This window comes from Mesorhizobium sp., from assembly GCF_024509055.1.
Taxonomy (GTDB): Bacteria; Pseudomonadota; Alphaproteobacteria; order Rhizobiales; family Rhizobiaceae; genus Mesorhizobium.
This window is the reverse complement of the sequence record NZ_JANINM010000371.1, coordinates 1-26,128: the sequence shown is the minus strand read 5'-3', so window position 1 is coordinate 26,128 and position 26,128 is coordinate 1. Positions and strand designations below refer to the sequence as shown.

Genomic DNA, 26,128 nt, shown 5'->3' with positions numbered 1-26,128 from the left:
CGATGTTGCGGGTGGCGTGGCCGACCTTCAGCCCCATGTCCCACAGCATGTAGAGAATGTATTCGACGATCTGCTCGCCCCAGGGCGTCTGCTTGTAGGGCAGCAGGAAGAGCAGGTCGATGTCGGAGCCCGGCGCCAGCGTGCCACGGCCGTAGCCGCCAACCGCGACCACGGCCATGCGCTCGGCGGCCGAGCGGTTCTTGACGCGGTAGACATGCGTGGCCGCGAAATCGTAGAGCGCCCTGATCAGCTCGTCCATCAGATGCGAAAGCCGCTCGGCGCAGGCATTGCCGCCGCCGTCTTGCTTCAGCATGGCCTCGGCGATCTTTCGCCCCTCCGCCAGCCGTCCCTTGAGCAGTTGCAGAACGGCCGCGCGCGTGGTCTTGGCGGAGCCGTCGCCGGCGCTCGCCGCCGTCAGCGCGGTCATCTCGCGGCGCAAGGCGTCGCCGTCGATGATTTCGTCGAGTTTCAGGGAGATCTTTGCCATTCGGCGGCGTCTATAGCGCGTTTTGTCGGTGCTGTGTATGGGGCGTGGAGGCCTGCCCGCCGCGCTGCCCGAGCGGAATGATCGTCCTTTGCCTTAGGCGCCAGATGTTGACGATCTGTATGACGAGCCGCCTGATCTCGGTTCGCGCTTTCGTGACCGCGTTCTTCATTCCTCTTTCGCTGGCTCTGGTGGCCATGGATCGACGCATACGATCCGGTTTGAGCAGGCTCGGCAGCATGCTTCCTTCCTTGCCGAGAAGCCGATCCTGCATGCATATCGCGGGAATGAGCTGGTAGATCACCTTGCTGGAGGAAGTCGGAAAAAGCGGATTGAAAATCAGCTGGTCCACCGGCGTGTCGGCGTTTTCAGTCGCGTCGAAAAGATCGCGCGCGGCCTGTTTCGAAAGTATATAGCCGGCGGCGCCGATATGCGCGCTAAGGAGCCGGCTGGCCGCAAAGCTGCTGCCGCAGGAAATGCGCTTGCGCTTCAAGGAAATTTTCTGGCGGAAGGTCTCGATTTTGACGATGTCGGCGTCGGCCGGGATCCAGCCTGCATCGCCAAGCAAGTCGCCGGCCCCGGCGGAAAGAACGACATCGTCCTCAAAAACGGCGCCATGGCTGTCGTCGCCCGCGGCGATGATGGCCCAGCAAGCCCTGTGACTGAGCAGGCAAGCGACCTCGACGCTGGACATGCGCTTGGTCGCCAAACGCGAGAGATCGGGTCGGTCGATCACGTCGATCGCCGCGACCCGTTCAAATGCCACGCCGATGCGGGCGAACTCCGCCGTCACATGGTCGAGGCGGTCGCGGGACCTGTCGAGATTGATGACCAAGCATTTCATGCGGATGGATTGCGCGCTGACTAAATCAGCAAAGCCCTTAGCATGACGTGCTTGGTCTGACGCGGATTTTTCAAACTGGCCCCGCCTTGCCGGACGCTGCGCCGAAAACTTGAAGATAGGCCCTTGACCTTCCAGTTACTGGAAGGACTACCTCCGCCTCAATTCGAGAATTTCGAGGCGTTGCTCATGACCCATTCCGACCACCACCATCATCATTCGCATGGTGCCTCCTGCTGCTCCGCGAAGGGCGCCGCACCTGTCGCAGAAGCGGTGATTCGCGACCCGGTCTGTGGCATGACGGTCGATCCCAAGGCTGGCAAGCCAGCAGCCGAGCATGGCGGCCGGACGTTTCATTTCTGCAGCGAGCGCTGCCGCGCGAAGTTCGCGGCCGAGCCGGAAAGCTATCAGACGGCGACCGATCCGGTCTGTGGCATGAGCGTCGACCGCGCCAGCGCGAAGCACTTCGCTCGCCACGAAGGGCAGGGCTTCTATTTCTGCTCGACCGGCTGCAAGGGCAAGTTCGAGGCCGACCCGCAAAAGTACCTCGCAGGCCGGCCGGAGCCGCAGCCGATGCCGAAGGGCACACAATACACATGCCCGATGCATCCAGAGATCATCCGCGACAAGCCCGGTTCCTGCCCGATCTGCGGCATGGCCCTGGAGCCGATGGGCGTGCCCACCGGCGAGGAGGGGCCTAATCCGGAACTCGTCGATTTCACGCGCCGGTTCTCGGTCAGCGCGGTGCTTTCGCTGCCGCTTCTCGTCATCGCCATGGCGCCGATGCTGGGCTTCAGCTTCGAGAGTTTCATGGATGGCCGCTCCAAGACATGGGTTGAACTGGCGCTGGCAAGCCCGGTGGTGTTGTGGGCGGCGTTTCCGTTCTTCCATCGCGGCTGGGAGTCAGTCCTCAACCGCAGCCCGAACATGTGGACGCTGATTTCGTTGGGCGTCGGCGCCGCCTATCTGTTCAGCCTCGTGGCGACGCTGTTCCCGGACGTTTTCCCGCACCAATTCCGTGGCCATGACGGCGCCGTGCCGGTCTATTTCGAGGCAGCGGCCGTCATCGTCGCGTTGGTGTTCCTGGGGCAGGTGCTGGAACTGAGGGCCCGCGAACGCACCGGCTCTGCCATCCGCGCGTTGCTCGACCTCGCGCCGAAGACGGCTCGCCTGATCGGCGCCGACGGCTCCGAAAGCGACGTGCCGCTCGACGGCGTCAAGGCCGGAGACCGGCTGCGCGTCCGCCCCGGCGATGCCGTGCCGGTCGACGGCATCGTGCTGGAAGGCCGTTCGGCGATCGACGAATCGATGATCACCGGCGAGCCGCTGCCGGTCGAGAAGACCGAAGGCGACAACCTGACCGGGGGCACGCTCAACAAGAACGGCTCACTGATCATGCGCGCCGAAAAGGTCGGTGCCGAGACCACGCTGTCGCGCATCGTCGAGCTGGTCGCGAAAGCGCAGCGTTCACGCGCCCCGATCCAGGGGCTGGCCGACCGCGTATCCTTCTATTTCGTCCCCGCCGTCGTGCTGGTGGCAGTCATCGCCTTCATCGCCTGGGCCATGTTGGGCCCAGCGCCCAGCCTGATCTTCGCCATCGTCTCGGCGGTCTCGGTGCTGATCATCGCCTGCCCCTGCGCGCTCGGCCTCGCCACGCCGATGTCGATCATGACGGCAACCGGTCGCGGCGCGCATGCCGGCGTGCTGATCAAGGACGCGGAAGCGCTGGAACGCTTCGCTTCCGTCGACACCCTGATCGTCGACAAGACCGGCACCCTGACCGAAGGCCGGCCGCGTCTTACCGATCTCGTTGCCACGGACGGAACGGACGAAGATGAATTGCTGTCGCTTGCCGCCGCGCTCGAAAAAGGCTCGGAGCATCCGCTCGCCGAGGCAATCGTCGAGGGCGCCGCCGAGCGCGGAATGAAGGTCGGCGACGCACAGGACTTCGAAGCCGTCACCGGCAAGGGCGTTTCCGGAACGGTGTCGGGCAGGACAGTGGCGCTCGGCAATGCGGCGATGATGGCCGACCTCGGCATCGGTGCGTCAGCGCTCGCCGCCAGGACCGAGGCGATGCAGGCAGAAGGCAAGACGGTGATGTTCGTGGCGGTCGACGGCAGGCTCGTCGGCCTCGTCGCCGTCGCCGATCCCGTCAAGGCGACCACCGCTGAGGCGATCAGGGCGCTGCACGACAAGGGCTTGAGGATCATCATGGCGACCGGCGACAATGAACGCACCGCGAGCGCGATCGCCGCCAGGCTCGGCATCGACGAGGTGCGCGCCGGACTGCTGCCGGACGACAAGGCTGCGCTCGTCGAAGCGCTGCGCGCCAAGGGGGCCGGCGTCGCCATGGCCGGCGACGGCGTCAACGACGCCCCGGCGCTGGCCGGTGCCGATGTCGGCATCGCCATGGGCACCGGCGCCGATGTCGCTGTCGAAAGCGCCGGCATCACGCTGGTCAAGGGCGATCTCAACGGCATCGTCAGGGCGCGCACGCTCGCCCAGGCAACGCTGCGCAACATCCGCCAGAACCTGTTCTTCGCCTTCCTCTACAACGTGCTCGGCGTGCCGGTCGCGGCTGGCGTCCTCTACCCGCTCACCGGCACGCTTTTGTCGCCGATGATCGCGGCGGCCGCGATGAGCCTGTCGTCCGTTTCCGTCATCACGAATGCCTTGCGGCTGAGAACGTTGAAACTCTGAACGAAGTCCCCAAATACGAAACCCAACCCACAAGGAGAACTGAATGACCCTGGCCAAGAAAATCGTGCTGTTGCTGATGGCGGCTGGAATGCTGCTTGCGGTATTCCTCGAAAGCGTTCCCGCTCAGTCAGAAGAAATGAAGCACGACATGTCCTCGATGGCGGTGGGCGCCGAGAGTCCGTCGACCGCTGGCTATGCCGCGGCGATGGACAGGATGCACAAGGACATGATGATCAAGTACACCGGCGATGCCGATGTCGATTTCGTCCGCGGCATGATCCCGCATCATCAGGGCGCCATAGACATGGCCAAGGTCGTGATCGCCAATGGCAAGGATCCGGAAATCCGCAAGCTCGCCGAAGGCGTCGTCAAGGCGCAGGAAGCCGAGATCAAGGAAATGCAGGACTGGCTCGCCAAGCATCCGGTGGACTGACGACACACGCCTGAAATACGGACCGGGGCCATGGCTTCGGTCTGGATTTCCGGCCACGGCTGTGCTGCGATCCGGCTTTGCACGGAGACAGCCATGCCCTCTCGGATCAGAACCACAACCTTGCCTTCCGGTGAAGCCGTTCCGGTGCTGGGTCAAGGCACCTGGAAGATGGGCGAGGACCGGCGTCGTCGCGCCGACGAGGTCCCGGCGCTGAGGCTTGGCCTCGACCTCGGCATCACGCTGATCGACACGGCGGAAATGTATGCAAGCGGCGGCGCCGAGGAGGTGGTGGCGGAGGCCATCGCGGGCCGCCGCGACGAGACCTTCCTGGTGTCGAAGGTGCTGCCGTCCAACGCCTCGCGAGCAGGCGTGATGCGCGCCTGCGAGAGCAGCCTGAAACGGCTCGCCACCGACCGCATTGATCTCTATCTGCTTCACTGGCCAGGCACCGTGCCGCTGTCGGAAACCGTGGAGGCTTTCGAGGCTTTGAAAGTTGCCGGCAAGATCCGCCATTGGGGCGTCAGCAACTTCGACACCGACGAGATGGAAGACCTAGTCGGCCTGCCGTCCGGTGGCAATGTCCAGACCAATCAGGTTCTCTACAATCTCTCGCGCCGAGGCCCGGATTTTGATCTGGCGCCCTGGTGCCGCAAGCGCGGCATCCCATTGATGGCCTATTCGCCGGTCGAGCAGGGCGCGCTGGCGCGCAACGCCAGGCTGGAAGCCGTCGCCGTCCGGCACAACGCAACGGCCGCGCAGATCGCGCTTGCCTGGGCGATGGCGCAAGACGGCGTCATCGCCATCCCGAAAGCAAGCCGGCAGGAGCATGTCCGCCAGAACACAGCCGCGCTCGATATACGGCTGACTTCGGAAGATTTCGTGGAGCTGGACCGCGCCTTCCCGCCGCCTACGCGCAAGCGTGGCCTGGAGATGATCTGAGGCGACGTTGAAAGAACGGGCCGGGCTATTTCCCTATGGTCAGCCCCTTAAGCCGGTAGAGCGCCTCAAGCGCTTCCCTTGGCGTCATCTCGTCAGGATTGATGGCGCCCAGCGCTTCGCCTAGCGCGTCGTTCTTCACCGGCTTCGGTGCGTCCCGCTTCATCGCCACGGAAAACAGCGGCAGGTCGTCGACCAGCCGGTTGGCCTTGCCCGAGACTTCGCCTTCCTCGAGTTGGTGCAGCACCTCCTTGGCGCGGGCCACGACCGCTTCCGGCAGGCCGGCGAGCCGTGCCACCTGCACGCCGTAGGAGCGGTCGGCGGCGCCCTTGCCGACCTCGTGCAGGAAGACGACATCGCCTTCCCATTCCTTGACGCGCATGGTGACGTTGGAGAGCCGGGCCAGCTTGCCGGCCAGCGCCGTCATCTCGTGGAAGTGCGTGGCGAAGATTGCCCGGCAGCGGTTCTTCTCGTGCAGGTATTCGACCGCCGCCCAGGCGATCGACAGGCCGTCGAAGGTCGCCGTGCCGCGGCCGATCTCGTCGAGGATGACCAGCGCCCGCTCGCCGGCCTGGTTGAGGATCGCGGCCGTCTCAACCATCTCGACCATGAAGGTCGAGCGTCCGCGCGCGAGATCGTCCGATGCGCCGACGCGTGAGAACAGCCGGTCGACGACGCCTATATGGGCGTTTTGCGCCGGCACGAAGGAGCCGGTCTGGGCCAGGATCGCGATCAGCGCGTTCTGCCTGAGGAAGGTCGATTTACCGCCCATGTTGGGGCCGGTGAGCAGCCAGATCGCGCCCGCCTTGGCCCCGCCTTCGGGCGAGAGATCGCAGTCATTGGCCACGAACGGCCCTTCGCCGGTACGCCTCAGCGCCTGTTCGACGACCGGGTGGCGCCCGCCGGAAATCTCGAAGGCGAGGCTGGAATCGACCACGGGCCGGCACCAGCCCTCGCTTTCGGACAGCAGGGCAAGCGCCGACGACACGTCGAGAGCAGCGAGCGCCTCGGCGCCGGCGCGGATGCTCTCGGCCTCGCCGACCACCTCCGCCGTGAGGCGATCGAAGGCGGCGAGCTCGATGCTCAGCGCCCGGTCGGCGGCGTTGGCGATCTTCGATTCCAGCTCGGCCAGTTCCGTCGTGGTGAAGCGCATGGCATTGGCCATGGTCTGGCGATGGATGAAGCGCGCCTTGGCCTCGTCGCTGCCGGTCATGATCGAGTGATGGTTGGCGGTGACCTCGATATAGTAGCCGAGCACATTGTTGTGCCGGATCTTCAGCGAGCGGATGCCGGTTTCCTCGATAAGGGAGCGCTCCAGCCCGGCGATCACCTTGCGCGATTCGTCGCGCAGCGCCCGCATCTCGTCGAGCTCGGCGTTGTAGCCGTTCCGCACGAAGCCACCGTCACGCTTGATGAGCGGCAATTCGTCGTCGAGCGCCTCGCTGAGATGGTGGGCCAGTGCCTCGGGCAATGCCTTGATTGCTAAGAGCGCTGCAGCCAATTCGGAGGGGAGGGCAATGCCCCCAAAAAGCTCCGTGATCGCGCCGGCTGCCTCGAAGCCGGCGCGCAGCGCGCCGAGATCGCGCGGGCCGCCGCGGTTGAGCGCCAGCCGCGACAGCGCGCGCGGCATGTCTGCGACGCTCTTCAGGCTGCTCCGCAAGCCTTGGCAAAGGCGTGTCTCGGCGCGGAAAAATGACACCGAATCCAGCCTCGCGGTGATCGCTGCCGGATCGGTCAGCGGCGCCATCAGCCGGTCGGCGAGCAGCCTCGCGCCGCCGCCTGTCACCGTGCGGTCGATCGCCTTGAACAGCGAGCCCTCGCGGCTGCCGGAAAGCGTACGCAAGAGTTCCAGGTTGGCGCGCGTCGCCGGGTCGATGAACAGCGTCGACCCCTGTTTCTCGCGCTCCGGTCGCGACAGCGGCGGGCGCTCCGCCTTCTGCGTCTTCTCGACATAAGCGATGGCGCCGGAGATGGCCGACAGCTCCGCGCGCGAGAACGTGCCGAAACTGTCCGGCGTCGCCACGTCGAAGAAACGGGCGATGCGGCCAGCGGCGGACGCCGAATCGAACAGCGAAGGCGGCTGCGGGTTGGCGACCCGGCCAAGCACGTCGAAGACCGGCCGCAATTCTGGATCGTGGAACGCCGGCTCGGCCACGATCAGCTCGCGCGGATCGACGCGGAAGATGTCGGCGAGCAGCCGGTCGGCCGTGGTCTCGGCGACCCGGAACGCGCCGGTCGAGATGTCGATCCAGGCCAGCGCGAAGCTGCCCTGGTTGCCTGGAACCGCACCGCCCTTCACGCGCCCCAGCGCCATCAGGAAGCTCGCTTCAGAGGGCGCGAGCAGTTTGTCCTCGGTGATGGTGCCGGGCGTGACCAGCCGCACCACGTCGCGGCGAACCACTGATTTCGAACCGCGCTTCTTGGCTTCGGCCGGATCCTCGATCTGCTCGCAGACGGCGACGCGGAAACCCTGCGCGATCAGCTTCTGCAGATAGTCGTCCGCCGCGTGCACAGGCACGCCGCACATCGGGATGTCGTGGCCCTGATGCTTGCCGCGCTTGGTGAGCACGATGCCGAGCGCCTGGCTCGCCTTCTCGGCGTCGTCGAAGAACAGCTCGTAGAAATCGCCCATGCGATAGAAGAGCAGCGAATCCGGGTTCGCGGCCTTGATCTCGATGAACTGTTCCATCATCGGCGTGACGCCGCCCATGGCGGGCGCCGGCGTCGTCGTCTCCGGGGCGTCGGGGTCAGTCTGCATGTGCATATTCATGCCGGGACGCTAGCAGATGTGGCAGCGCGGTTTAATGCCAGACCCTCGAAAACCAGGGGAAAGCCTGAGGCATGATGCCATCTGCGTCATCGGATTGCCTGACGTCTTGATCGGGATTACTGCTCGGTTAGTGGGAGGGGCTCTTGGACAGTGACGGACATGAAACTGTCGAGGAGATGGTAGGGCCCGTCGGCTCGCCGTTCGAGCGCCTTTGGTTCAAAACGACATTGCAAGCCAGCCGGACGGCGAACAGTCTGAAGCTCTTGGCAAGCAAACGGCTTCCCTTCATGCTTCCCGTCAACGGACCATTTTCCGATCTCGACGGCGGCACGAAGGTCGCCATCCACGTGCTGAGCCATCATCCACTGGTGATCTACACACCGGTCGGTGGGCCACGGCCGCTCAGCTCCGTGGTGGTAATCGGTCGCCATCTGGCCGCGCGGCGCGCTGTTTTCTTGCTGATGCCGAACTGGACGCTCGAGCGGCCGCGCGTCGTCCAGAAGCTTGGCCGCGATCTCGCCTGGTATCGCGGGCGTTTCCCGCTCCATGAGTTGATCTTTCTCTGCAATACCGAGGAAGAGCGACGTCTCGTTACCGGTATCGGCGGCACCGCTATCGTCTCCAATCACAATTTGATGGTTTCCGAGGACATCTTTCGGCCATTGAACGACGTGCCGGTCGAATTCGACGCTGTCTACAATGCTCGGATCTCGCGCACGAAGCGGCACCATCTCGCCTTCGGCGTGGAAAAACTTCTCCATATTGTCGTCTCGATCGGCGAACTCCCGCGGGCCGGCGATCGTGCGTTCATCCGGCGCTTGCAGACGCAGTCGCCCCAGCATCGCATCGCCAATCCTGTCGTCCACGGTCTGACAGGATGGCTAGGCCCACAGGACGTCAATCGTGCCTACAACCAGGCTGCCGTTGGTCTCTGCCTGTCCGCTGCTGAAGGCGCAATGCGTGCCAGCATCGAGTATCTAATGGCTGGGCTACCGGTTGTGAGCACGCCAAGCCTCGGCGGCCGTGATGTCTTTTTCGATCCGGATTATTGCATCATTGCCGAGCCCGAACCGACGGCGATTAGGCGCGCCGTCGAAACGCTACGCGACCGCGCCATTCCCAGGGAGGAGATCCGTAGGCGCACGGTTGCGAAGATATGGCCACGTCGGCGCGAGCTGATGGATTTCCTATCGGCGCTCTACGCTCGAATGGGAAGCAAGGAGCCGCCATTGTCCGAATGGCCTTTCCCAGAAGTCAGCATCTTGAGGAGATGGGCTCCGGTGCGCCAACACACACGTGAGATTGCTAAATTCAGTACCGTGAAGAACACGCGTTATCCGCCTTTTCCGTCTTGAAGCAGCTTTGCCGGGCTTGGCGGTTTACAGGGCTCGCGTGTAGCCTTAATCCGGAAGTTCAAAAGAAATGGCGTCCATCTCAAGGGCGCCGCGCATGGCGAGGAAATCAAAAGCATCATGGCCAGGAAAACCGAAAACAGCGGGCCCTCCGTCAGTTCCGAGGAGGCGCTGGAGTTCCACGCCATGGGGCGCCCCGGAAAGCTGGAAATCGTCGCCACCAAGCCGATGGCGACTCAGCGCGACCTCAGCCTCGCTTACTCGCCGGGCGTCGCCGTTCCGGTGCGCGCCATCGCGGAAGATCCCAGCCGCGCCTTCGATTACACGACGCGCGGCAACATGGTCGCGGTCATCTCCAACGGCACCGCAATCCTTGGCCTCGGCAATCTCGGCGCGCTCGCCTCGAAGCCCGTGATGGAAGGCAAGGCCGTGCTGTTCAAGCGCTTCGCCGACGTCGATTCCATCGACCTCGAAGTGGCGACCGAGGATGCCGACGAGTTCATCAATTGCGTGCGCTTCCTCGGCCCTTCCTTTGGTGGCATCAATCTTGAGGATATCAAGGCGCCGGAATGCTTCATCATCGAGCAGCGCCTGCGCGAATTGATGGACATCCCGGTCTTCCACGACGACCAGCACGGCACAGCCATCATCTCGGCCGCCGGCCTGATCAACGCGCTGGAGATCACCGGCCGCGACATGAAGACCACGAAGATGGTCTGCAATGGCGCGGGCGCAGCCGGCATCGCTTGCATCGAATTGATGAAGGCGGTGGGCTTTGCGCCGGAAAACATCATCCTGTGCGACACCAAGGGTGTGGTCTTCCAAGGACGCACCGAGGGCATGAACCAGTGGAAGTCGGCGCATGCCGTGAAGACCGAGGCGCGCAGCCTCGCTGAGGCGCTGGACGGCGCCGACGTCTTCCTCGGTCTGTCCGCCAAGGGCGCGCTGACCACGGCCATGGTGCAGTCGATGGCCAAGAACCCGATCATCTTCGCCATGGCCAATCCCGATCCGGAGATCACGCCGGAGGAAGTGGCCGAAATCCGCACCGACGCCATCATGGCCACCGGCCGCTCGGATTACCCGAACCAGGTCAACAATGTTCTAGGCTTCCCCTATATCTTCCGCGGCGCATTGGATGTGCGGGCCACGACGATCAATGACGAGATGAAGATCGCCGCCGCCCGGGCGCTTGCCGAACTGGCGCGCCAGGATGTGCCGGACGACGTCGCCGCCGCTTACCAGGGCAACCGGCCGAAATTCGGCCCCAACTACATCATCCCGGTGCCGTTCGACCCGCGCCTGATCTCGGCGATCCCGCTGGCGGTCGCCAAGGCGGCGATGGAATCGGGTGTCGCGCGCAAGCCGATCCTCGATCTCGATCGTTACGCGCAGGAGCTTTCCGCCCGCCGCGACCCGATCGCCTCGACCCTGCAGCGTATCTACGACCGTGTGCGCCGCCAGCCAAAGCGCATCGTCTTCGCCGAGGGCGAGGAGGAGCAGGTGATGCGCGCCGCCGTCTCCTATGTTAACCAGAAGCTCGGCACGGCAATCTTGCTCGGCCGCGACGACGTCATCAAGGAGAATGCCAGGCACGCCGGCATCGATCTCAACAAGCAGGGCCTCGAGATCATCAACGCCCGGCTGTCGCGCCGCAACGGCATCTACACCGACTATCTCTACGAGCGCATGCAGCGGAAGGGTTTCCTGTTCCGCGACTGCCAGCGGCTCATCAACAACGACCGCAATCATTTCGCCGCTTGCATGGTGGCGCTTGGCGATGCCGACGGCATCGTCACCGGCGTGACCCGCAACTATTCCACCGCGCTTGACGACGTGCGCCGCCTCATCGACGCCAAGCCAGGCCACCGTGTGATCGGCGTCTCTATCGTGCTCGCGCGTGGCCGCACCGTGCTCGTCGCGGACACGGCGGTGCACGACATGCCGAACGCCGAGCAGATCGCCGACATCGCCGAGGAGGCCGCCGGCTTTGCCCGCCGCATGGGCTACGAGCCGAGGCTCGCGATGCTCGCCTACTCAACTTTCGGCCATCCGCAGGGCGAGCGCTCGGAGCGCGTGCAGGAAGCGGTGCGCATCCTCGACAAGCGCCGCGTCGATTTTGAGTATGACGGCGAAATGGCCGCGGACGTCGCGCTCAACCCGCGCGCCATGGCGCAATATCCGTTCATCCGTCTGACCGGTCCGGCCAATGTGCTGGTCATGCCGGCGTTCCACTCGGCCTCGATCTCGACCAAGATGCTGCAGGAGCTCGGTGGTTCGACCGTCATCGGTCCGCTGCTGGTCGGCTTGAACAAGCCGGTCCAGATCGTCTCGCTCAACGCCAAGGACTCGGACATCGTCAACATGGCGGCGATCGCCGCCTATACGGCCGGCAACTGACGCGCCGTCTCACGCGCGGCAACAACACGGAAACAGCAAAGGCCCGCGGCGATGCCGCGGGCCTTTCCGTTAAGATGGCCGTCTCGATTAGAACGAGCGCTGGAAGCGAACGATGCCGCCGACGCTGTCCTTCTTGTCGGCCTTGGTCCAGTTGCCGAAGGAGGTGCCGTCGTCGAAGTGACCGAAATGATCGTAGTTGACTTCGGTCGTGATCGTGAAGCCGGGAACGATGGTGTAGGCGACATTGGCAGCCACGCCATAGTTCTTGTCCTGATCGCCAGATACCTGAAGGTTGAAGGCGGTCTTGTTGTTGAACTTGTAGGTGCCGCCGGTCCAGAAAGCCCAATGACCCGCCCAAGGCTTGTAGAAGCCGCGGCCGTTCGAATGTTCGACCAGGTTCTTGTCGGTGCCGTAGCCGAACATGCCGAACAGCGACAGTTCCTTGGATACGTTGACGTCCAGGCGAACCTTGCCGGCCACTTCCTCATAAGCGCTGTCATAGGCGACGACGCCCGTGATCGCACCCCAGTCCTGCTTGTACTTCAGGCCGCCGACGACATGCGGGACATAGCTGTCGATGGTGCCGGAAATAACGGATGTGTCGGAGCCTTCTTCGAGCGAGACGAAGCCCGTGACGCCACTGCCGGCATCGAAGTAGTAGCTGATGAGGTTGGTGTCCTTGATGCCGTACGGGATGATCGTGTCCTGCACCACGTTGCCGGCGTAGCCGATGAAATTGTCATAGGGCGTTTCGTCCTTACCGATGCGAAGCCCACCGAGCTGAATCCAGGCGAAATTCAGCGTCATGTTGGAGGGGCCACCGTTCGGAAAGTTGAAGCGCGTCTCGGTATAGGTCTTGAGGGTGCCGAGTTCGGTCTCCTGGCCAGTCCAGGTCTTCAATGCGAAACGGGTGTTCTTCTTCCAGGTGTTCTGCGTCTTGCCATTCAGAACGTCCTTGGTCGTGCGACCGTCGAGGGTGCCGATGTCACCGAAGCCGGCGTCATAGCGGATGTAGCCGCCGATGCGCAGGCAGGTCTCGGTGCCCGGGATGTAGAAGTAACCTGCGCCGTAGACGTCGCAGATCTTGACGTATTGGGCCGGTTCCGGCTCGGCGACGGTAACCGCGTCGGCGGCGCGGGCACCGGAAACTGCGATCAGGGCCGCAGCGGAGCCGAGAAGAAGGCTCTTGATGTTCATTTTCTTGAATCTCCAGTCAAAGGTTCAAGACAGGCCTGACAGCCATTCGGCTTTGCCACCCCCGTCCCCATCGGTGAAAAAGCCGCGCAGCGGCGCTGCTTCTTCGCCGTCGACATGGCTCAATCGGCAGTCTTCCACAACAGTGATTGTGTCGGAAAAGTGCCTTTTCGACTCTTCAAAAGGTCTTGTTGCGCAAATATCACGTCATATATTTGAAAGAATGGCACATATAGCACAATATACGCAATATATACGAAAATTGACGTGCAAAATGTGCTATTTGTGCCAAATGTGCCATTTATTACCGTTAAATGACAAAATCTTAGCCGAATAATATTTTGGGAAAAAGCATGTCAAAGACGCGCAGAGCCACGTCGGAATATCAATGATCAGGATAAGGTGCGCGCCACGCCGACCACGTCCTCGATCATGTCCTCCCGGAGCATTTCGAGGGGTATGCGGCCGCCCAGTTCGGCGCAGGGGCGGGTCAGCCAGAACCACGCGAGCCTCGGATTGGTGATCGCCGTCAGCACTTCGCTTATGCCGGGGACCGGCCTGCCGTCGATGAACTGGGCGACCGGGAAGACATGCTTGCGGCCGCCTTTGCGGAGCGCGACGACTTCGCCCCGCCGTTGCCAGCGATGCAGCGTCGAGCGCGGGATGCGGAACTTCTCCTCCAGATAGGTCGAGCCGGCGACTTCGCCCGCCCAGTCCTCGATCAGCATCGACTGCAGGTCGGACGCCTGCTCGGGCACGCTCCGTGAAGCAGGCTTCCCGGTTCCATCTGCGCGTGCTTCATCCGCGCTGTCGGCGCCGGCCGAATCGGCTTGGTCGACCTTGTCCGTCATTGCGCGGAAGAACTCGGACGCGAGCACGGGCCATTCGCCTCTGGCGGAGTTGATCGCAAGCCGCTGTGCCCGCGGCAGGAAGGGAAGGGCCGCGGCAACGCTGCCGGCGATCGCACTGGCGGAAATCAGGGCCTCTGCGTCCAATAAGACGCCATGCCGCTTCAATGCCTGTTGCACCGCCTCGGCCACCAAGCCTGCCAGGGCCTCTTGCGAAATCCTATCAGTCGAATTCTCAAATCTGGTCATGCATCTGTCTTGCTGGCCGCACTCCTCCCCTGACTGCGGCCGGTTATTGGACGGCTACAGCGGAAAAACGCGGCAAAAACAGATGCAGCGACCCGACAGGTTGCTGCCTTGCATCTTCACACCCCTGGACGGGCGCCCGGAATGTCAGTCACGAGCACCTCACGTTTTCGTGTATGGGCGGTCTGTGACAGAGGCGCGACAGTCGGGCTCGCTTTGGCGCCCGAAAGCGGTTATCCGGCGGAACTAAAGCAGTCCGACCTGCTGGGCTTCCTGGCGCAGGTTTTGGCGCGGCCGAGGACCGATCTGCTGGATCACCAGGCCGGCGGCCAGCGAACCGAGATCGCCGCAATCCTTGAGGCTGCGTCCGGTCGTGTAGCCGTACAGGAAGCCCGCGGCATACAGGTCGCCGGCACCCGTCGTGTCGACCAGTTCCTTGATCGCCGTCGCGTTGATGGTGACGGTCTCGTCGCCGCGCACGATCACAGAACCCTTTTCCGAGCGTGTGACGGCGGCGATCTTGCAGTCCTTGCGGATGGCGGCGAGCGCTTCCTCGAAGGACGCGGTCTGGTAGAGCGACTTGATCTCGTGGCTATTGGCGAAGACGATGTCGACGGTGCCCGATCGCATCAGCTCGAGGAATTCGTCGCGGTAGCGGTCGACGCAGAAGGAATCGGACAGCGTCATCGACACCTCGCGCCCGGCCGCATGCGCGAGCCGCGCGGTCTGCCGGATCGCTTCCTTGGCGCGCGGCGGATCCCACAGATAGCCTTCGAAATAGGTGACCTTGGCGCCGGCGGCCTTGTCGGCTTCGACATCTTCCGGGCCGAGCTCGACGCAGGCGCCGAGATAGGTGTTCATTGAACGCTCCCCGTCCGGCGTGACGAAGATCATCGAGCGCGCGGTGGGCGGCTCGCCCAGGAGCGGCTTGGTGTCGAAGGCGACGCCTTGGGCATGGATGTCATGCGCGTAGATTTCTCCGAGCGCATCGTTCGACACCTTGCCGAAGAAGGCGGCGCGACCGCCGAAGCTTGCGACGCCCGCCGCCGTGTTGCCGGCGCTGCCGCCGGAAGCCTCGATCGCCGGTCCCATGCGGCTGTAGAGCAGTTCGGCGCGCCCGGTGTCGATGAGGTTCATCGCGCCTTTGATGATGCCGTTGGTTTCGAGGAAGGCCTCGTCGCATTGCGCGATGATGTCGACAATGGCATTGCCGATGCAAAGCACGTCATATTCCGGCATCAATGTCTCCGCCAGCGAACCACCGGCTTTCTGCCATGCCGGCCGGGCGCGGGTCTAGCGAGTTGCGACAGTTTTGCCTACCCCGAAAATCCGCAACGTTTTCAGGCTTCGCCGTCTTTTGGTCGGCTACGGTTGTCTGCTGCGGCAGCGTTCGCGCCCGGCTGGCCCATATCAGCTGCAACTCTGACGACTATGGTTTCACGGTGATCGAAACATTTCCGCCTCGCCGCCAGCTAGAAGCGGGCTGTTCCGGCAACAGTCCGAAGGCACGAACCGATGTCTGAAAAGACCGACATGACCACCGAATTGGCGCTGCTAGCCGTGCTGGCGGTGTTGTGGGGCGCGTCCTACACCTTCATCAAGATCGGCGTCGAGACCATCCCGCCGGTGACCTTCATCGCCGGCCGCACGCTGATCGCGGGCGGCATCCTGCTGGGCCTCATCCGCTGGCGCGGCCTTGAGATGCCCCGGGATTCGGTCAATTGGCGCCGCTTCATGTTCCAGGCCTGCCTGAACAGCGTCATCCCGTTCACGCTGATCGCCGCCGCCGAACGCTCGATCGATGCCGGCCTTGCCACCATCCTCAACGCGACGTCGCCGATCTTCACCTTTCTTCTGACCGCGTTGATCACCCGCCACGAGCCGGTGACGGCGCGCAAGCTGGTCGGCGTCGGCGCCGGCATTGCCGGCATCTGCCTCATCGTCGGCATGGAGGCCCTTGGCGGCATCGGCCATCAGCTGTGGGCGCAGGTCGCGGTCGTCGCCGCCACCATATGCTATGCCGGGGCCGCGATCTTCGGCCGAAATTTCAGGGGACTCGACCCGATGGTTCCGGCGGCGGGCTCCATGATCTGCGGCGCCCTGATCCTGATACCCCTGAGCATCGTTTTCGACCGGCCCTGGACATTGACGCCGTCGGCGGCGTCGATCCTGGCTCTCCTCGGGCTCTCGGTCTTCTCAACCGCGCTTGCCTTCTCCATCTACTTCCGGCTCATCCATACGCTGGGCTCCGTCGGCACCACCTCGCAGGCCTATCTACGCGTGCCGATCGGCGTCGGCATCGGCGCCATCTTCCTCGGCGAGAACCTGGGTCCGACAGCCTGGCTCGGCATGGGCTTCGTTGTCCTCGGCGTCGCCGCCATGACTATTCCGGCAAGGCGGGCCAGGCTTGCGCAGTAGTTGCGCTGGCGACCGGGCCCGCCTATCTCCGAGGCATCTTTCTCGAAAAAGGCCTGGAACATCGTGATCCTCGACGCCGCCCGCGCCGCCGCCAGCCAACTGTTCCTGCCGGAATTTCGCGCCGTCTTCCTGAAGACGCTTGGACTGACCCTGCTGGCACTGGTTGCGCTGTGGTTCGGCCTTGAGAGCCTGCTCGGCTGGCTGGCCTGGCCGTGGCTACTGGCGCTCTTGCCCGGGCTGCCGGCCTGGGCCGGATGGCTGGGCGGCCTCATTGCCGGCGTCTTCCTGGCGATCGGCATGGCGCTGCTCGTCGCTCCGGCCACGGCGATCGTCGCCGGCCTCTTCCTCGACGACGTCGCCGAGGTGGTCGAGCGCACCGACTATCCGGGCGATCCGCCCGGCCGCGCCGTGGCGGCGCTTCATTCGCTGGCGCTGGCGATAAAGTTCTTCGGCGTTGTCATTCTGGGCAACATCGTCGCCTTGCTGCTGCTGCTCGTGCCGGGCGTAAACATCGCCGCCTTCTTCATCGTCAACGGCTATCTGCTGGGGCGTGAATTCTTCGAATTCGCCGCCATGCGCTTCCGCTCCGAGCCCGAGGCCAAGGCGCTGCGCAGGAAATATGCCGGCACTGTTTTCACCGCCGGCCTGGTTATCGCTGCCTTCCTTGCGGTGCCGCTGCTCAACCTTTTGACGCCGCTCTTCGCGGCCGCCATGATGGTGCATTTGCACAAGGCGGTCTCCACCCGGGAGGCGGGCCGAGCAGCCTGATTGCTTCCGCGCGGCACGAAGCCGCGCTCGGCTTCGCTCAAGTTGAAGACTTGCCGAACAGCGCCTGAAGCTTGCCGAAGGGCATCGCCGTGCGGGTGAAGCCGAACGTGCCGTCCTGCTGGATTTCGCGCGCCGCCGTCTCCAGCATGCCATAGGCGAAATTCGTCAGCCATGGCCCGAGTGAGATGCGCTTGACGCCGGCCATTGCCAGGTCGGCGATGGTGAAGCCTGGCCTGGCCATGACATTGACCGGCTTCGTCACCGATGAGCAAACGGTCCGGATCGTCTCGACGTCGCTCAGTCCCGGCGCGTAGAGCACATCGGCTCCGGCTTTCTCAAAGGCCTGTAGCCGCTTGATCGTGTCGTCGCAATCAGCCTTGCCCCAGAGGAAATTCTCGGCGCGCGCCGTGAAGACGAAGTCGTGCTTCAACGCCCGAGCCGCCTCGGCTGCTGCCGCGACACGTTCGACAGCAAGCGAGAAATCGTAGATCGGATTGTCCGCGTCGCCTGTGTGATCCTCGATCGAGCAGCCGGCAAGGCCGGCGGCTTCGGCCGCGAAGATGGTTTCGGCGGCCTGCTCAGGGCTGTCGCCCTTGCCGCGTTCGAGATCGGCCGAAACCGGCAGGTCGGTCGCCGCCGTCACCTCGCGGCAATGATGGATCATTGCTTCGAAAGTCACGGCGCCGTCCGGCAGGCCGCGCGAGAAGGCGAAGCCGGCGCTCGTCGTCGCCAGCGCCTTGAAGCCGAAGGAAGCCAGAAGCTTGGTCGTGCCGACATCCCAGGGATTGGGCATGACGAAGGTGGAGGCATGCAGGTCGCGAAAGGTCTTGCCCTTGTCCATGGCGGATCCTCAATCGTGATCGGGATTGTGAGGGGAATTTATCGCGCCCGAACCGGCCGGGCAAACGATAGCAATTGGCTCAGAAGCGTTTGGCGCTCCCTGCTGACAGTTTCTCGAACGCATGCGGAGCGGCAGCAGGCAAGCAAGCCTGAGATTGGATACGCTGGAAACCATGGGAAACGCCCCGGATGCCCTACGCTAGCACGGAGGGCTGAAGCACGCAGCCGGGAATCAGTGGATCGGCACGAGCCCGGCCAGTTCGCGCATGTCGTCGAACAGGATGCCGCCGGCTTCCGCCAGGCCGTCTCGGTCGGAGAATGGATCGGCATGGTAGGAGAACACGCGCATGCCGGCGGCAATGCCGGCCTGCGTGCCGGCGACGCTGTCCTCGATGACGATGCAGTCCGCTGCCGCGAACCCCATCGTTGTTGCGGCATGGAGGAACAGGTCCGGGAAAGGCTTGCCGCGCCCGACCATGGTGGAGGAGAACATCGCATGCTCGAACAGCGGCAGCAGTCCGGTCTGGCCGAGCGTGATGTGCATCTTCGAGACTCGCGCCGACGAGGCGACGCAATAGGCAATGCCTGCAGCCCGCACCTTCTCGATGAAGTCGCGAACGTGAGGGATAGCCTCGACGCCATGGGCGAACAAATCCGGCAGACCGGCGTTCCATCGGTCGACAAAATCGGCTCCGAGCCGCACCTCGGTCTCCGCTTCGATCTCCTTCTGCACCGAGACCATGCTGCGGCCGGAAAAATTCTTGCGGCAATATTCGAAGGTGGTGGCGAAACCCGCGTTGCTCAGCCATTCGGCAAGGCGCCGGTTGGCAAGGTTCTCCGTGTCGACCAGAACCCCATCGCAGTCGAAAATGACCAGTTTTGGAACTTGCATCAGGCCGTGCCGGTCGATCCGAAGCCGCCGGCGCCGCGTGCCGTGCCGCCGGCCAGTGAGCGCTCTTCGGTCGTAACCTGCGTCACCGCCGCAAACACGATCTGGGCGATACGCATGCCGCGTGTCACCGCGAAATCCTCGTCGCCGAGATTGACCAGCAGCACCTTCACCTCGCCGCGATAGTCGCTGTCAACGGTGCCGGGCGAGTTGAGGACGGTGAGGCCGTGCTTGAAGGCGAGGCCGGAGCGCGGCCGCACCTGGCCTTCCATGCCTTCCGGAATTTCGAGGATCAGCCCGGTCGGCACCAGCGCGCGCTTTCCCGGCAGGATGAGCAGCGGCCGGTCTTCCGGCACCGCGGCGCGCAGGTCCATGCCTGCGGCGCCCGCGCTTTCATAGGCGGGCAGCGGCAAGCCTTCGCCGTGCGGCAGCCGAACGAAGCCGACAGCCGGACCGATGACGGAGGAAGGAGAGACAGCCATGCGCATGAGCCCATCCCTATCGGTCCGAATGCCGATTCGGTCAACTCGCAGCCAAGCCTATCAACGTTTTTCTTTCAGCGCGATTCCGGCGTGCGTGTTCGCAACTCTACCGGAATGACCGTCGTTTCCTTGATTTCTTCCATCACGAACGAAGCCGAGACATCCGACAGCGCCACCTTGGCGATCAGCCGCTGGTAGAGACGGTCATAGGCTTTCACGTCGGCAACCCGGGCTCTCAGCACATAATCGAGGTCGCCCGACATGCGGTAGACGCCGGTGATCTCGGCAAAGCTGGTCACCGCCGCGCGAAATTTCTGCAGCCAGTCTGGATCGTGATTCGACGTGCGGATCAGGATGAAGACCGAGAGGCCTAGCCCGAGCTTGTCGGCATCGACGAGCGCCACGCGCCCGGTGATGACGCCGTCCTCCTCCAATCGCTTGACGCGCCGCCAGCAGGCATTGCGCGACAACGCCACCCGCTCCGACAACTGGTCGACCGAAAGCGTGCCGTCGCGCTGTAGTTCGGCAAGCAATCTTCGATCAATTTCGTCGATTTCGAGCGTCATATTGGGATAAATGTCCCAAAATGAGGGAGAGTACAAGGATCTTTTGGGACCGATGAACCTTCGGCCCATGGCACGATACCCATCATCGGGACTTATCCCGGCAGGAGGGAACACCATGACAAATCGGCTTGCGACGCTCTTCACCGCTCATCCGGCCAAGGTGGGTGAGACCTATTTCGGCCACATGGCTTTCGCGGCCTGGTTCTGTTCCCGCCTGTCGATGGCCGCCGGTGCCGCCCTCGTTCACGCTTTCTTGCCGTTTCTCTTCGAGACTACCGCGAGCCGAATCGTTCGCGAGCTTTATGAGCGCACGCACAACCGAGGCTCGCATGCGGTCAAGGAGCCGGCGGCTCTGATGGATCGCGCCTAGAGCCGGATGATTTCAGGTCGAACTGACCTGAAATCTGAATCCGTCTCTAAATCAAAGAAGCGGAGCATGATGTCGTCCGAAAACCGCTTCACGCTTTTCGGCATCATGCTCTAGAGATGGTGGAATGGGATGTGCCGGTGGGCGGCCTATCTTGGTGAAGCGGTCTTCCTCGAAGACATCATCACCGCGCCTTGCCATTCGCTGATCGCCCAAAGCCATTGCGCCCAGGAAGCCAAGTCGCCGACCAACGGTGACGGCTTCGGCCTTGCCTGGTATGGCGACCGGCCCGAGCCCGGCCTGTACCGGGATATCCTGCCGGCCTGGTCCGATCCCAATCTGAAGAGCCTTTGCCGTCAGATCAGGTCCGGCCTGTTCCTCGCCCATGTCCGCGCCTCGACAGGGGGCGCCACCAGCCGCATGAACTGCCATCCCTTCGTTTCCGGCCGCTGGTCGTTCATGCACAACGGCCAGATCGGCGGCTTCGAAAAGATCCGCCGCGCGCTGGAGAACTCGCTCTCCGACGAGGTCTTCGACCAGCGCGAGGGCACCACTGATTCCGAACTCTTCTTCCTGCTGATGATCGACCAGGGGCTGTCGGTCGATCCGCAGGGGGCCGTGTCGCGGGCCACCGGCCGCGTCATCGAGGCCTCGCACAACGCCGGCATCGAACCCTCGTTGAAACTGACGGCGGCATTTTCCGATGGCGAGGCGCTCTATGCCGTGCGCTACACGACCGACGGCCATGCGCCGACGCTCTATACCGGCGGTTTCGCCAAGCATGCCGGCCGCTCGATCGTTTCCGAACCTTTCGATCGCGACGGCGGCGACTGGCAGGCGATCCCGCCGTCCAGCTTCGTCACCATGACGAAGGAAGGCACAAGCATCCGACCGTTCGCGCCTGCCGCCGTACAGTTGGCGCTCGTCGGCTGAAGCTCGCCCTTTCGCCGCAATTTCGATCAAGCGCCACCGTCTCGCCAATGCTGAACTCGGCTTGAAGCCGCGTTGCGATCCGCCACGTTGATCGAGGCGCGCGACAGCCGCCGGAGCATTCGCATGGACATTGCCTTCACATCCGTCACTGAACTCTCGACCGCGATTGCCGCGCGCAAGATATCGGCCGTGGATGCGCTCGAAGGACATCTTGCGCAAATCGACAGCCATAACGAAGCGGTCAATGCAGTCGTCATCCTCGACAGGGAGAGTGCCCGCCAAGCCGCCTTGCAAGCCGATGCGGCGGTGGCGCGCGGGGACGCGCTCGGTCCGCTGCACGGTGTGCCTTTCACGTTGAAAGACACGCACGACACCGCCGGCTTGAAGACCACCGTAGGCTTTCCGCCATTCGCCGACCATGTCGCGAGACTGGACAGCCCGGTCGTCTCCCGGCTCAGGGCCGCAGGCGGCATACTGATCGGCAAGACCAATGTCCCTGCCATGCTGGGCGACTGGCAGTCGGACAATCCCTTGTTCGGGCGCACGAGCAATCCGTGGGACCTGTCACGCACCGCGGGCGGCTCGAGCGGCGGTGCGGCAGCCGCGCTCGCGACCGGCATGACGCCTTTCGAACTCGGCACCGACATGCAAGCCTCGATCCGCCTGCCTGTGGCCTTCTGCGGCGTTTATGGCCTGAAGCCGACCGAGCATCGCGTTTCCCTGGCCGGCGCCTTTCCCGACCCGGGCGGAACTGCGCGCAGCGTCCGTCTCATGTCCTGCGTTGGTCCATTGGCGCGCAACCCCGAGGATCTGGCGTTGATTTATCGGATCGTCGCCGGGCCGGATGCGATTGATACAGACTTGCCGCCGCTGCCGGTCGAGCCCATGCCGAAGCTTGAGCTGAAATCGCTGCGCATTGCTGTAGCCAACGCGTTTCCCGGCTTTCCCGTGGCCGCTGAAATCATTTCAGCCGTCGAAAGGTTGGCTGCTCAGCTCGCGTCCGCAGGAGTGCGTATCGAGGAGGCTAAATTGCCGAAGCTCGACCTGTACGACGACCTCGCCGAAGGCGGTAAGCTGATCGGGATGATGCTGGAGGCCGCACAACCGAACCCGCCAGAGCAGCCGGCAACGGTATCGCACTGGTTCGCAGCGCTTGCCCGCCGTGACCGATCGATCCTCGCCTGGGAACGCTTCTTCGAAACTTGCGATGCCTTGCTCTGTCCTGTCGCGATGACCGGGGCCTTCCCGCATTGCGAACCGGGCAGCCCGCTTCAGGTCAACGGCAAGAACGAGAGTTATTGGATGCTGCCGGCCCACGGCGCGGTCTTCAACTATTCCGGCCACCCGGCGCTCACCTTCCCATACGGGCAGGACAGCAGCGGCTTGCCGATCGGCCTGCAGCTTGTTGGCCGGCGGTGGTCGGAGTCACGGTTGCTTGGAATCGTTGCTGCGATAGCCTCGATTTCCGGTGGATACAGGCGGCCGCCAGGCTATTGAGCGAAACGCGACAGCGCGTAAGGCGCCAGGAGCGGATCGCGCTGGCCTTCCAGAATCTCGCGGGCCGCGAACAAGCCGATCGCGGGCGCCAGCGTGATGCCGGAATGCGTCACGGCGATGTAGAGGCCTCCGACACCGTCGGCGCGGCTGACGATCGGAAAGCCGTCCACCGGTGTCGGCCTGTAGCCGACTGTGTGGAAGTCAAGCTCGAGCTGATCCGCGCCCCGCAGCATCGCTTTCATCGTTTCGAACAGCTCACGCGCGCTGGCCTCGGCGTTTTCGCCCGGGTCGCCACCACCAAAATCCGAGCCGGCGATAATGCGTCCCTCCGCGGTCTGGCGCATATGCAGCCTGTCGGCCAGCACCAGCCCATTGAGCAGCTTGCTGTGGCGGCGCGAGTGCACGATCAGGCCCGGCGGCGTCTCGATCGGCAGCTTGATGCCGGCTGTCGCCGCGATCGCCGGCGCCCCGACGCCGGCGGCGACCACGACCTCGTCAGCTGCGATGGTTTCGCCCGAAACGACAACGCCTGTGACCTTGCCGTTGGAAAGAGTCAGCCTCTCGACAACTCCCGTCACGATCCGCGCGCCGCGCTGCTCGGCATCTGCGAACAGTGCGTTGATGGTTGCGATCGGTTCAGCCACTCCTTCGCTTGCCACGTAAAGCGCGAGTTCGGGCGGTTCCGACAGATTTGGCTCGATGCGCGATGCCTGTTCGCGTCCAACGCGCTCAATGCCGTAGCCCCATGACGAATGCTCGGCGGCATAGGACTCGAGCCTGTCCGCCGACAGGTCCCAGCACAGGCCACCGCACCAGGTCAGCGGCAGGCCCGGCAGGTCCTTGGCCAGCCGTGTCCATTCCGCCATGGCGCGCGTGCGAAGCCGGAAATAGGTTTCCGGATTGCCCCAGCTGGCATTGATCCAGGCGAAGGTATTGGGCGTGGCGACCCCTCCGACGCCGCTCTCGGAGATGACTGTCACCTGCGCGCCGGCCTTGGTCAGGTGCCAGGCGATCGACGCGCCGATGATGCCGGCGCCTATGACGATGATTTGTTTTGTGCTGCTCATGATTTGCCTAATGACTGAACGGGAGGGGAAGATCGTGTTCCGTCAGCACGATCTTGTAGTGGTTCAAATAGGCCCACAAAGTGTTTCGCAATTCGTTGGCTTCTTCAAAACCTGGATGTCCTCTTCCGATCTCGGCGCAGGCGTCATCCGCTTTTCGGCAGAGGATGTAGAGCGTGTCTCCCTGGATGAGGAGCCCAGGGAAACGACGGCCCGGATGCCGCATGATGGCCGCGTTGGTTTGGTCCGAATAGATCTCCACCGGTTCGTTTCGCATTCGATCACGCAACCCCATCCTCTGTTGTCCTACCGACCTTACAGGCTGCCGGCCTGTCGACAAGCCACCAGTCGTGCCTCTGAAATCTTCGTTGTCTGGGAACGAATGAGAGCGTTCGTTTTGTTGGCCTTGACACAAATACGTACGTACGTATTATATTGGCATGGCTAGACAATCACTCCGCGAAAATCTCCTCGAGGCCGGCTTCCAGACAATCTGGAATTCTGGCTATGCGGCCGCCGGCGTGCGCGACATCGTCGCCGCCGCCGGCGCTCGTCCAGGCTCTTTCACCAACCATTTTGCCTCCAAGGAGGAGTTCGTCGGCGAGGTGCTGGAACGCTACTTCGCCTATGTCAGCGGTTTGGTCGAAAGTGCCCTGGCGCAGGACGGCACGCCGCCGGTCGGCCGGCTCCGCCGCTATCTCGATGTCGTCACCTTGAAGCTCGAGGCGCATGACTGGGCGCGCGGCTGCATGATCGGCAATCTCAGCCTGGAAACGGCCGTCTACAGCGAGCCGCTAAGGTTGCGGCTGGCCGACATTTTCGAGCGCTGGCGCCAGCCCTTCGCGGCCTGCATCGCCGAAGGCCAGTCGGCGGGCGACATCACCAAGGCCCTCGATGCAGAGGACCTCGCCGATTTCCTGTTGTCATCCTGGCAGGGCGCCATGCTGCGCATGAAGGTCGAGCGCAGCCCCGAGCCGCTCGAGCGGTTCAAGAAAATCATCTTCAGCACCGTTTTCGGAAGGGAGTGAGTCCGATGAATTCGACAACCGATCGGCCGCAACTGCGGCGCGCCGAGATTGCAGTCCTTGATTCAACGATGTCCTACCTGGAGGCCGGCGCGTCCGGTCCCATCGTGCTGTTCCTCCACGGCAATCCGACCTCTTCGTACATCTGGCGCAACATCATCCCGCATGTCGCGCCGTTCGCTCGATGTATCGCGCCGGACCTGATCGGCTACGGTCAGTCGGGCAAGCCCGATATCGACTATCGCTTCTTCGATCAGGTCCGTTATCTCGATGCCTTCATCGAAGCCCTGGACCTCAAGGAATTGGTGATCGTCGCGCAGGACTGGGGCACGGCGCTGGCTTTCCATTTCGCCGCGCGGCGGGCGCGGCGCGTTCTGGGCCTCGCCTTCATGGAATTCATCCGGCCGTTCGAGCGCTGGGAGGATTTCCACCAGCGTCCGCAGGCGCGCGAACTTTTCAAGGCGCTGCGCACGCCGGGTACAGGGGAGAAGCTGGTGCTGGAAGACAATGTCTTCGTTGAGAAGATCCTGCCCGCGTCCGTTCTGCGCAAAATGAGCGAGGACGAGATGGCCGCTTACCGTGCGCCGTTCCCGACGCCGCAGTCGCGTAAGCCGGCGCTGCGCTTGCCGCGCGAACTGCCGATAGAGAACCAGCCGACGGATGTCGCGGCGATCAGTGCGCACGACCATCGCGCGCTCAGGCTTTCAACCTATCCAAAGCTGCTCTTCGCGGGCGATCCGGGCGCCCTCATTTCGGTGCAGGCGGCAAAGGAATTCGCAGCCGGGCTGAAGAACTGCAGCTTCATTGATCTCGGACCGGGCGCGCATTATCTGCAGGAAGATCATTCCGACGCGATCGGCAAGGCGATCGCCGGCTGGCTGCCGGAGATCGTCCTCGCGGAAAGCGCGGCCGGACTGGCTTGAGCCGGAGCATCGGGCGCGAGCATTGTCCGCCCCATGTCGACAGGCCGGCGCCGCACTGGTAGAAGCGCCGCCTGTCACACGGAACTCCTTTAAAGAAATGCCCGAAACGATACCTGAAGAGGTTGCGCGCCGCCGCACGTTCGCGATCATCG

General features: G+C 63.6%; 24 protein-coding genes. 12 read left to right on the top strand and 12 right to left on the bottom strand.

Going from position 1 to position 26,128, the window contains the following annotated elements; translation table 11 throughout:
* Both Q0L57_RS16970 and Q0L57_RS16965 read right to left on the bottom strand, forming a co-directional pair.
* Window positions 1-487: nucleotidyltransferase domain-containing protein (locus Q0L57_RS16970; RefSeq protein ID WP_296744310.1), on the bottom strand; the 487-nt coding region annotated here is incomplete at its 3' end.
* 10 nt (window positions 488-497) lie between these two features.
* Entirely contained in the window at window positions 498-1,328 is an 831-nt protein-coding gene (locus Q0L57_RS16965; protein WP_296744309.1) for a glycosyltransferase family 25 protein, read from the bottom strand.
* Between the two features lie 186 nt (window positions 1,329-1,514).
* On the opposite strand from Q0L57_RS16965, the gene Q0L57_RS16960 reads away from it, so the two are divergent.
* From Q0L57_RS16960 to Q0L57_RS16950, 3 genes are all read left to right on the top strand, one after another.
* Window positions 1,515-4,025, top strand: a complete 2,511-nt coding sequence (locus Q0L57_RS16960) for a heavy metal translocating P-type ATPase (RefSeq protein WP_296744308.1) — start codon at window positions 1,515-1,517, stop codon at window positions 4,023-4,025.
* A gap of 43 nt (window positions 4,026-4,068) precedes the next feature.
* Window positions 4,069-4,458: a DUF305 domain-containing protein gene (locus Q0L57_RS16955; protein ID WP_296744307.1), complete on the top strand. Its 390-nt coding sequence runs from the start codon at window positions 4,069-4,071 to the stop codon at window positions 4,456-4,458.
* Window positions 4,459-4,551: 93 nt separating this feature from the next.
* A complete protein-coding gene (locus Q0L57_RS16950) occupies window positions 4,552-5,397 on the top strand; it encodes an aldo/keto reductase (protein ID WP_296744306.1) in 846 nt (281 codons plus the stop codon).
* Window positions 5,398-5,422: 25 nt separating this feature from the next.
* On the opposite strand, the gene mutS is transcribed toward Q0L57_RS16950, so the two are convergent.
* Entirely contained in the window at window positions 5,423-8,164 is a 2,742-nt protein-coding gene (gene mutS / locus Q0L57_RS16945) for a DNA mismatch repair protein MutS (protein WP_296744305.1), read from the bottom strand.
* 143 nt (window positions 8,165-8,307) lie between these two features.
* On the opposite strand from mutS, the gene Q0L57_RS16940 reads away from it, so the two are divergent.
* On the top strand, window positions 8,308-9,519 hold the full coding sequence (locus Q0L57_RS16940) for a glycosyltransferase (protein WP_296744304.1): 1,212 nt from the start codon (window positions 8,308-8,310) through the stop codon (window positions 9,517-9,519).
* A gap of 117 nt (window positions 9,520-9,636) precedes the next feature.
* Entirely contained in the window at window positions 9,637-11,916 is a 2,280-nt protein-coding gene (locus Q0L57_RS16935; RefSeq protein ID WP_296744303.1) for an NADP-dependent malic enzyme, read from the top strand.
* A gap of 87 nt (window positions 11,917-12,003) precedes the next feature.
* On the opposite strand, the gene Q0L57_RS16930 is transcribed toward Q0L57_RS16935, so the two are convergent.
* The 3 genes from Q0L57_RS16930 to Q0L57_RS16920 all read right to left on the bottom strand — a co-directional run bounded on the left by Q0L57_RS16930 (window position 12,004) and on the right by Q0L57_RS16920 (window position 15,443).
* A complete protein-coding gene (locus tag Q0L57_RS16930) occupies window positions 12,004-13,113 on the bottom strand; it encodes a porin (protein WP_296744302.1) in 1,110 nt (369 codons plus the stop codon).
* A 389-nt stretch (window positions 13,114-13,502) separates the two neighbouring features.
* Complete coding sequence (locus Q0L57_RS16925; RefSeq protein ID WP_366940928.1) at window positions 13,503-14,150, bottom strand: hypothetical protein; 648 nt, start codon at window positions 14,148-14,150, stop codon at window positions 13,503-13,505.
* Window positions 14,151-14,450: 300 nt separating this feature from the next.
* A complete protein-coding gene (locus Q0L57_RS16920) occupies window positions 14,451-15,443 on the bottom strand; it encodes an adenosine kinase (RefSeq protein WP_296744300.1) in 993 nt (330 codons plus the stop codon).
* Window positions 15,444-15,719: 276 nt separating this feature from the next.
* Between Q0L57_RS16920 and Q0L57_RS16915 the strand changes: the two genes are divergently transcribed.
* On the top strand, window positions 15,720-16,622 hold the full coding sequence (locus Q0L57_RS16915; protein WP_296744299.1) for an EamA family transporter: 903 nt from the start codon (window positions 15,720-15,722) through the stop codon (window positions 16,620-16,622).
* Window positions 16,623-16,685: 63 nt separating this feature from the next.
* Window positions 16,686-17,390 carry a sulfate transporter family protein gene (locus tag Q0L57_RS16910; RefSeq protein ID WP_296744298.1) on the top strand — a complete coding sequence of 235 codons (705 nt, stop codon included), beginning with the start codon at window positions 16,686-16,688 and terminating at the stop codon, window positions 17,388-17,390.
* A gap of 37 nt (window positions 17,391-17,427) precedes the next feature.
* Here the strand turns inward: Q0L57_RS16910 and Q0L57_RS16905 are convergent, their stop codons facing one another.
* The 4 genes from Q0L57_RS16905 to Q0L57_RS16890 all read right to left on the bottom strand — a co-directional run bounded on the left by Q0L57_RS16905 (window position 17,428) and on the right by Q0L57_RS16890 (window position 20,167).
* Window positions 17,428-18,231, bottom strand: a complete 804-nt coding sequence (locus tag Q0L57_RS16905; protein WP_296744297.1) for an isocitrate lyase/phosphoenolpyruvate mutase family protein — start codon at window positions 18,229-18,231, stop codon at window positions 17,428-17,430.
* Between the two features lie 231 nt (window positions 18,232-18,462).
* On the bottom strand, window positions 18,463-19,122 hold the full coding sequence (locus Q0L57_RS16900) for an HAD family phosphatase (protein WP_296744296.1): 660 nt from the start codon (window positions 19,120-19,122) through the stop codon (window positions 18,463-18,465).
* Entirely contained in the window at window positions 19,122-19,607 is a 486-nt protein-coding gene (dut, locus tag Q0L57_RS16895; RefSeq protein ID WP_296744295.1) for a dUTP diphosphatase, read from the bottom strand. Before dut ends, Q0L57_RS16900 begins: the two co-directional genes overlap by 1 nt.
* A 68-nt stretch (window positions 19,608-19,675) precedes the next feature.
* Window positions 19,676-20,167, bottom strand: coding sequence for an Lrp/AsnC family transcriptional regulator (locus tag Q0L57_RS16890; RefSeq protein WP_296744294.1), 492 nt, complete (start codon window positions 20,165-20,167; stop codon window positions 19,676-19,678).
* 115 nt (window positions 20,168-20,282) lie between these two features.
* Between Q0L57_RS16890 and Q0L57_RS16885 the strand changes: the two genes are divergently transcribed.
* The 3 genes from Q0L57_RS16885 to Q0L57_RS16875 all read left to right on the top strand — a co-directional run bounded on the left by Q0L57_RS16885 (window position 20,283) and on the right by Q0L57_RS16875 (window position 22,964).
* Window positions 20,283-20,537, top strand: coding sequence for a DUF6356 family protein (locus Q0L57_RS16885; protein WP_296744293.1), 255 nt, complete (start codon window positions 20,283-20,285; stop codon window positions 20,535-20,537).
* 129 nt (window positions 20,538-20,666) lie between these two features.
* Window positions 20,667-21,467 carry a class II glutamine amidotransferase gene (locus Q0L57_RS16880; RefSeq protein ID WP_296744292.1) on the top strand — a complete coding sequence of 267 codons (801 nt, stop codon included), beginning with the start codon at window positions 20,667-20,669 and terminating at the stop codon, window positions 21,465-21,467.
* 123 nt (window positions 21,468-21,590) lie between these two features.
* Entirely contained in the window at window positions 21,591-22,964 is a 1,374-nt protein-coding gene (locus tag Q0L57_RS16875; RefSeq protein WP_296744291.1) for an amidase, read from the top strand.
* On the opposite strand, the gene Q0L57_RS16870 is transcribed toward Q0L57_RS16875, so the two are convergent.
* Together Q0L57_RS16870 and Q0L57_RS16865 are read right to left on the bottom strand one after the other, a co-directional pair.
* A complete protein-coding gene (locus Q0L57_RS16870; protein ID WP_296744290.1) occupies window positions 22,958-24,031 on the bottom strand; it encodes an FAD-binding oxidoreductase in 1,074 nt (357 codons plus the stop codon). The genes Q0L57_RS16875 and Q0L57_RS16870 overlap by 7 nt on opposite strands.
* A 7-nt stretch (window positions 24,032-24,038) precedes the next feature.
* Complete coding sequence (locus tag Q0L57_RS16865) at window positions 24,039-24,323, bottom strand: hypothetical protein (RefSeq protein ID WP_296744289.1); 285 nt, start codon at window positions 24,321-24,323, stop codon at window positions 24,039-24,041.
* A gap of 145 nt (window positions 24,324-24,468) precedes the next feature.
* Here Q0L57_RS16865 and Q0L57_RS16860 point away from each other — a divergent pair, with 145 nt between their 5' ends.
* Window positions 24,469-25,056, top strand: coding sequence for a TetR/AcrR family transcriptional regulator (locus Q0L57_RS16860; protein WP_296744288.1), 588 nt, complete (start codon window positions 24,469-24,471; stop codon window positions 25,054-25,056).
* Window positions 25,057-25,061: 5 nt separating this feature from the next.
* Complete coding sequence (locus tag Q0L57_RS16855) at window positions 25,062-25,976, top strand: haloalkane dehalogenase (protein WP_296744287.1); 915 nt, start codon at window positions 25,062-25,064, stop codon at window positions 25,974-25,976.
* Window positions 25,977-26,128: the final 152 nt, after the last annotated feature.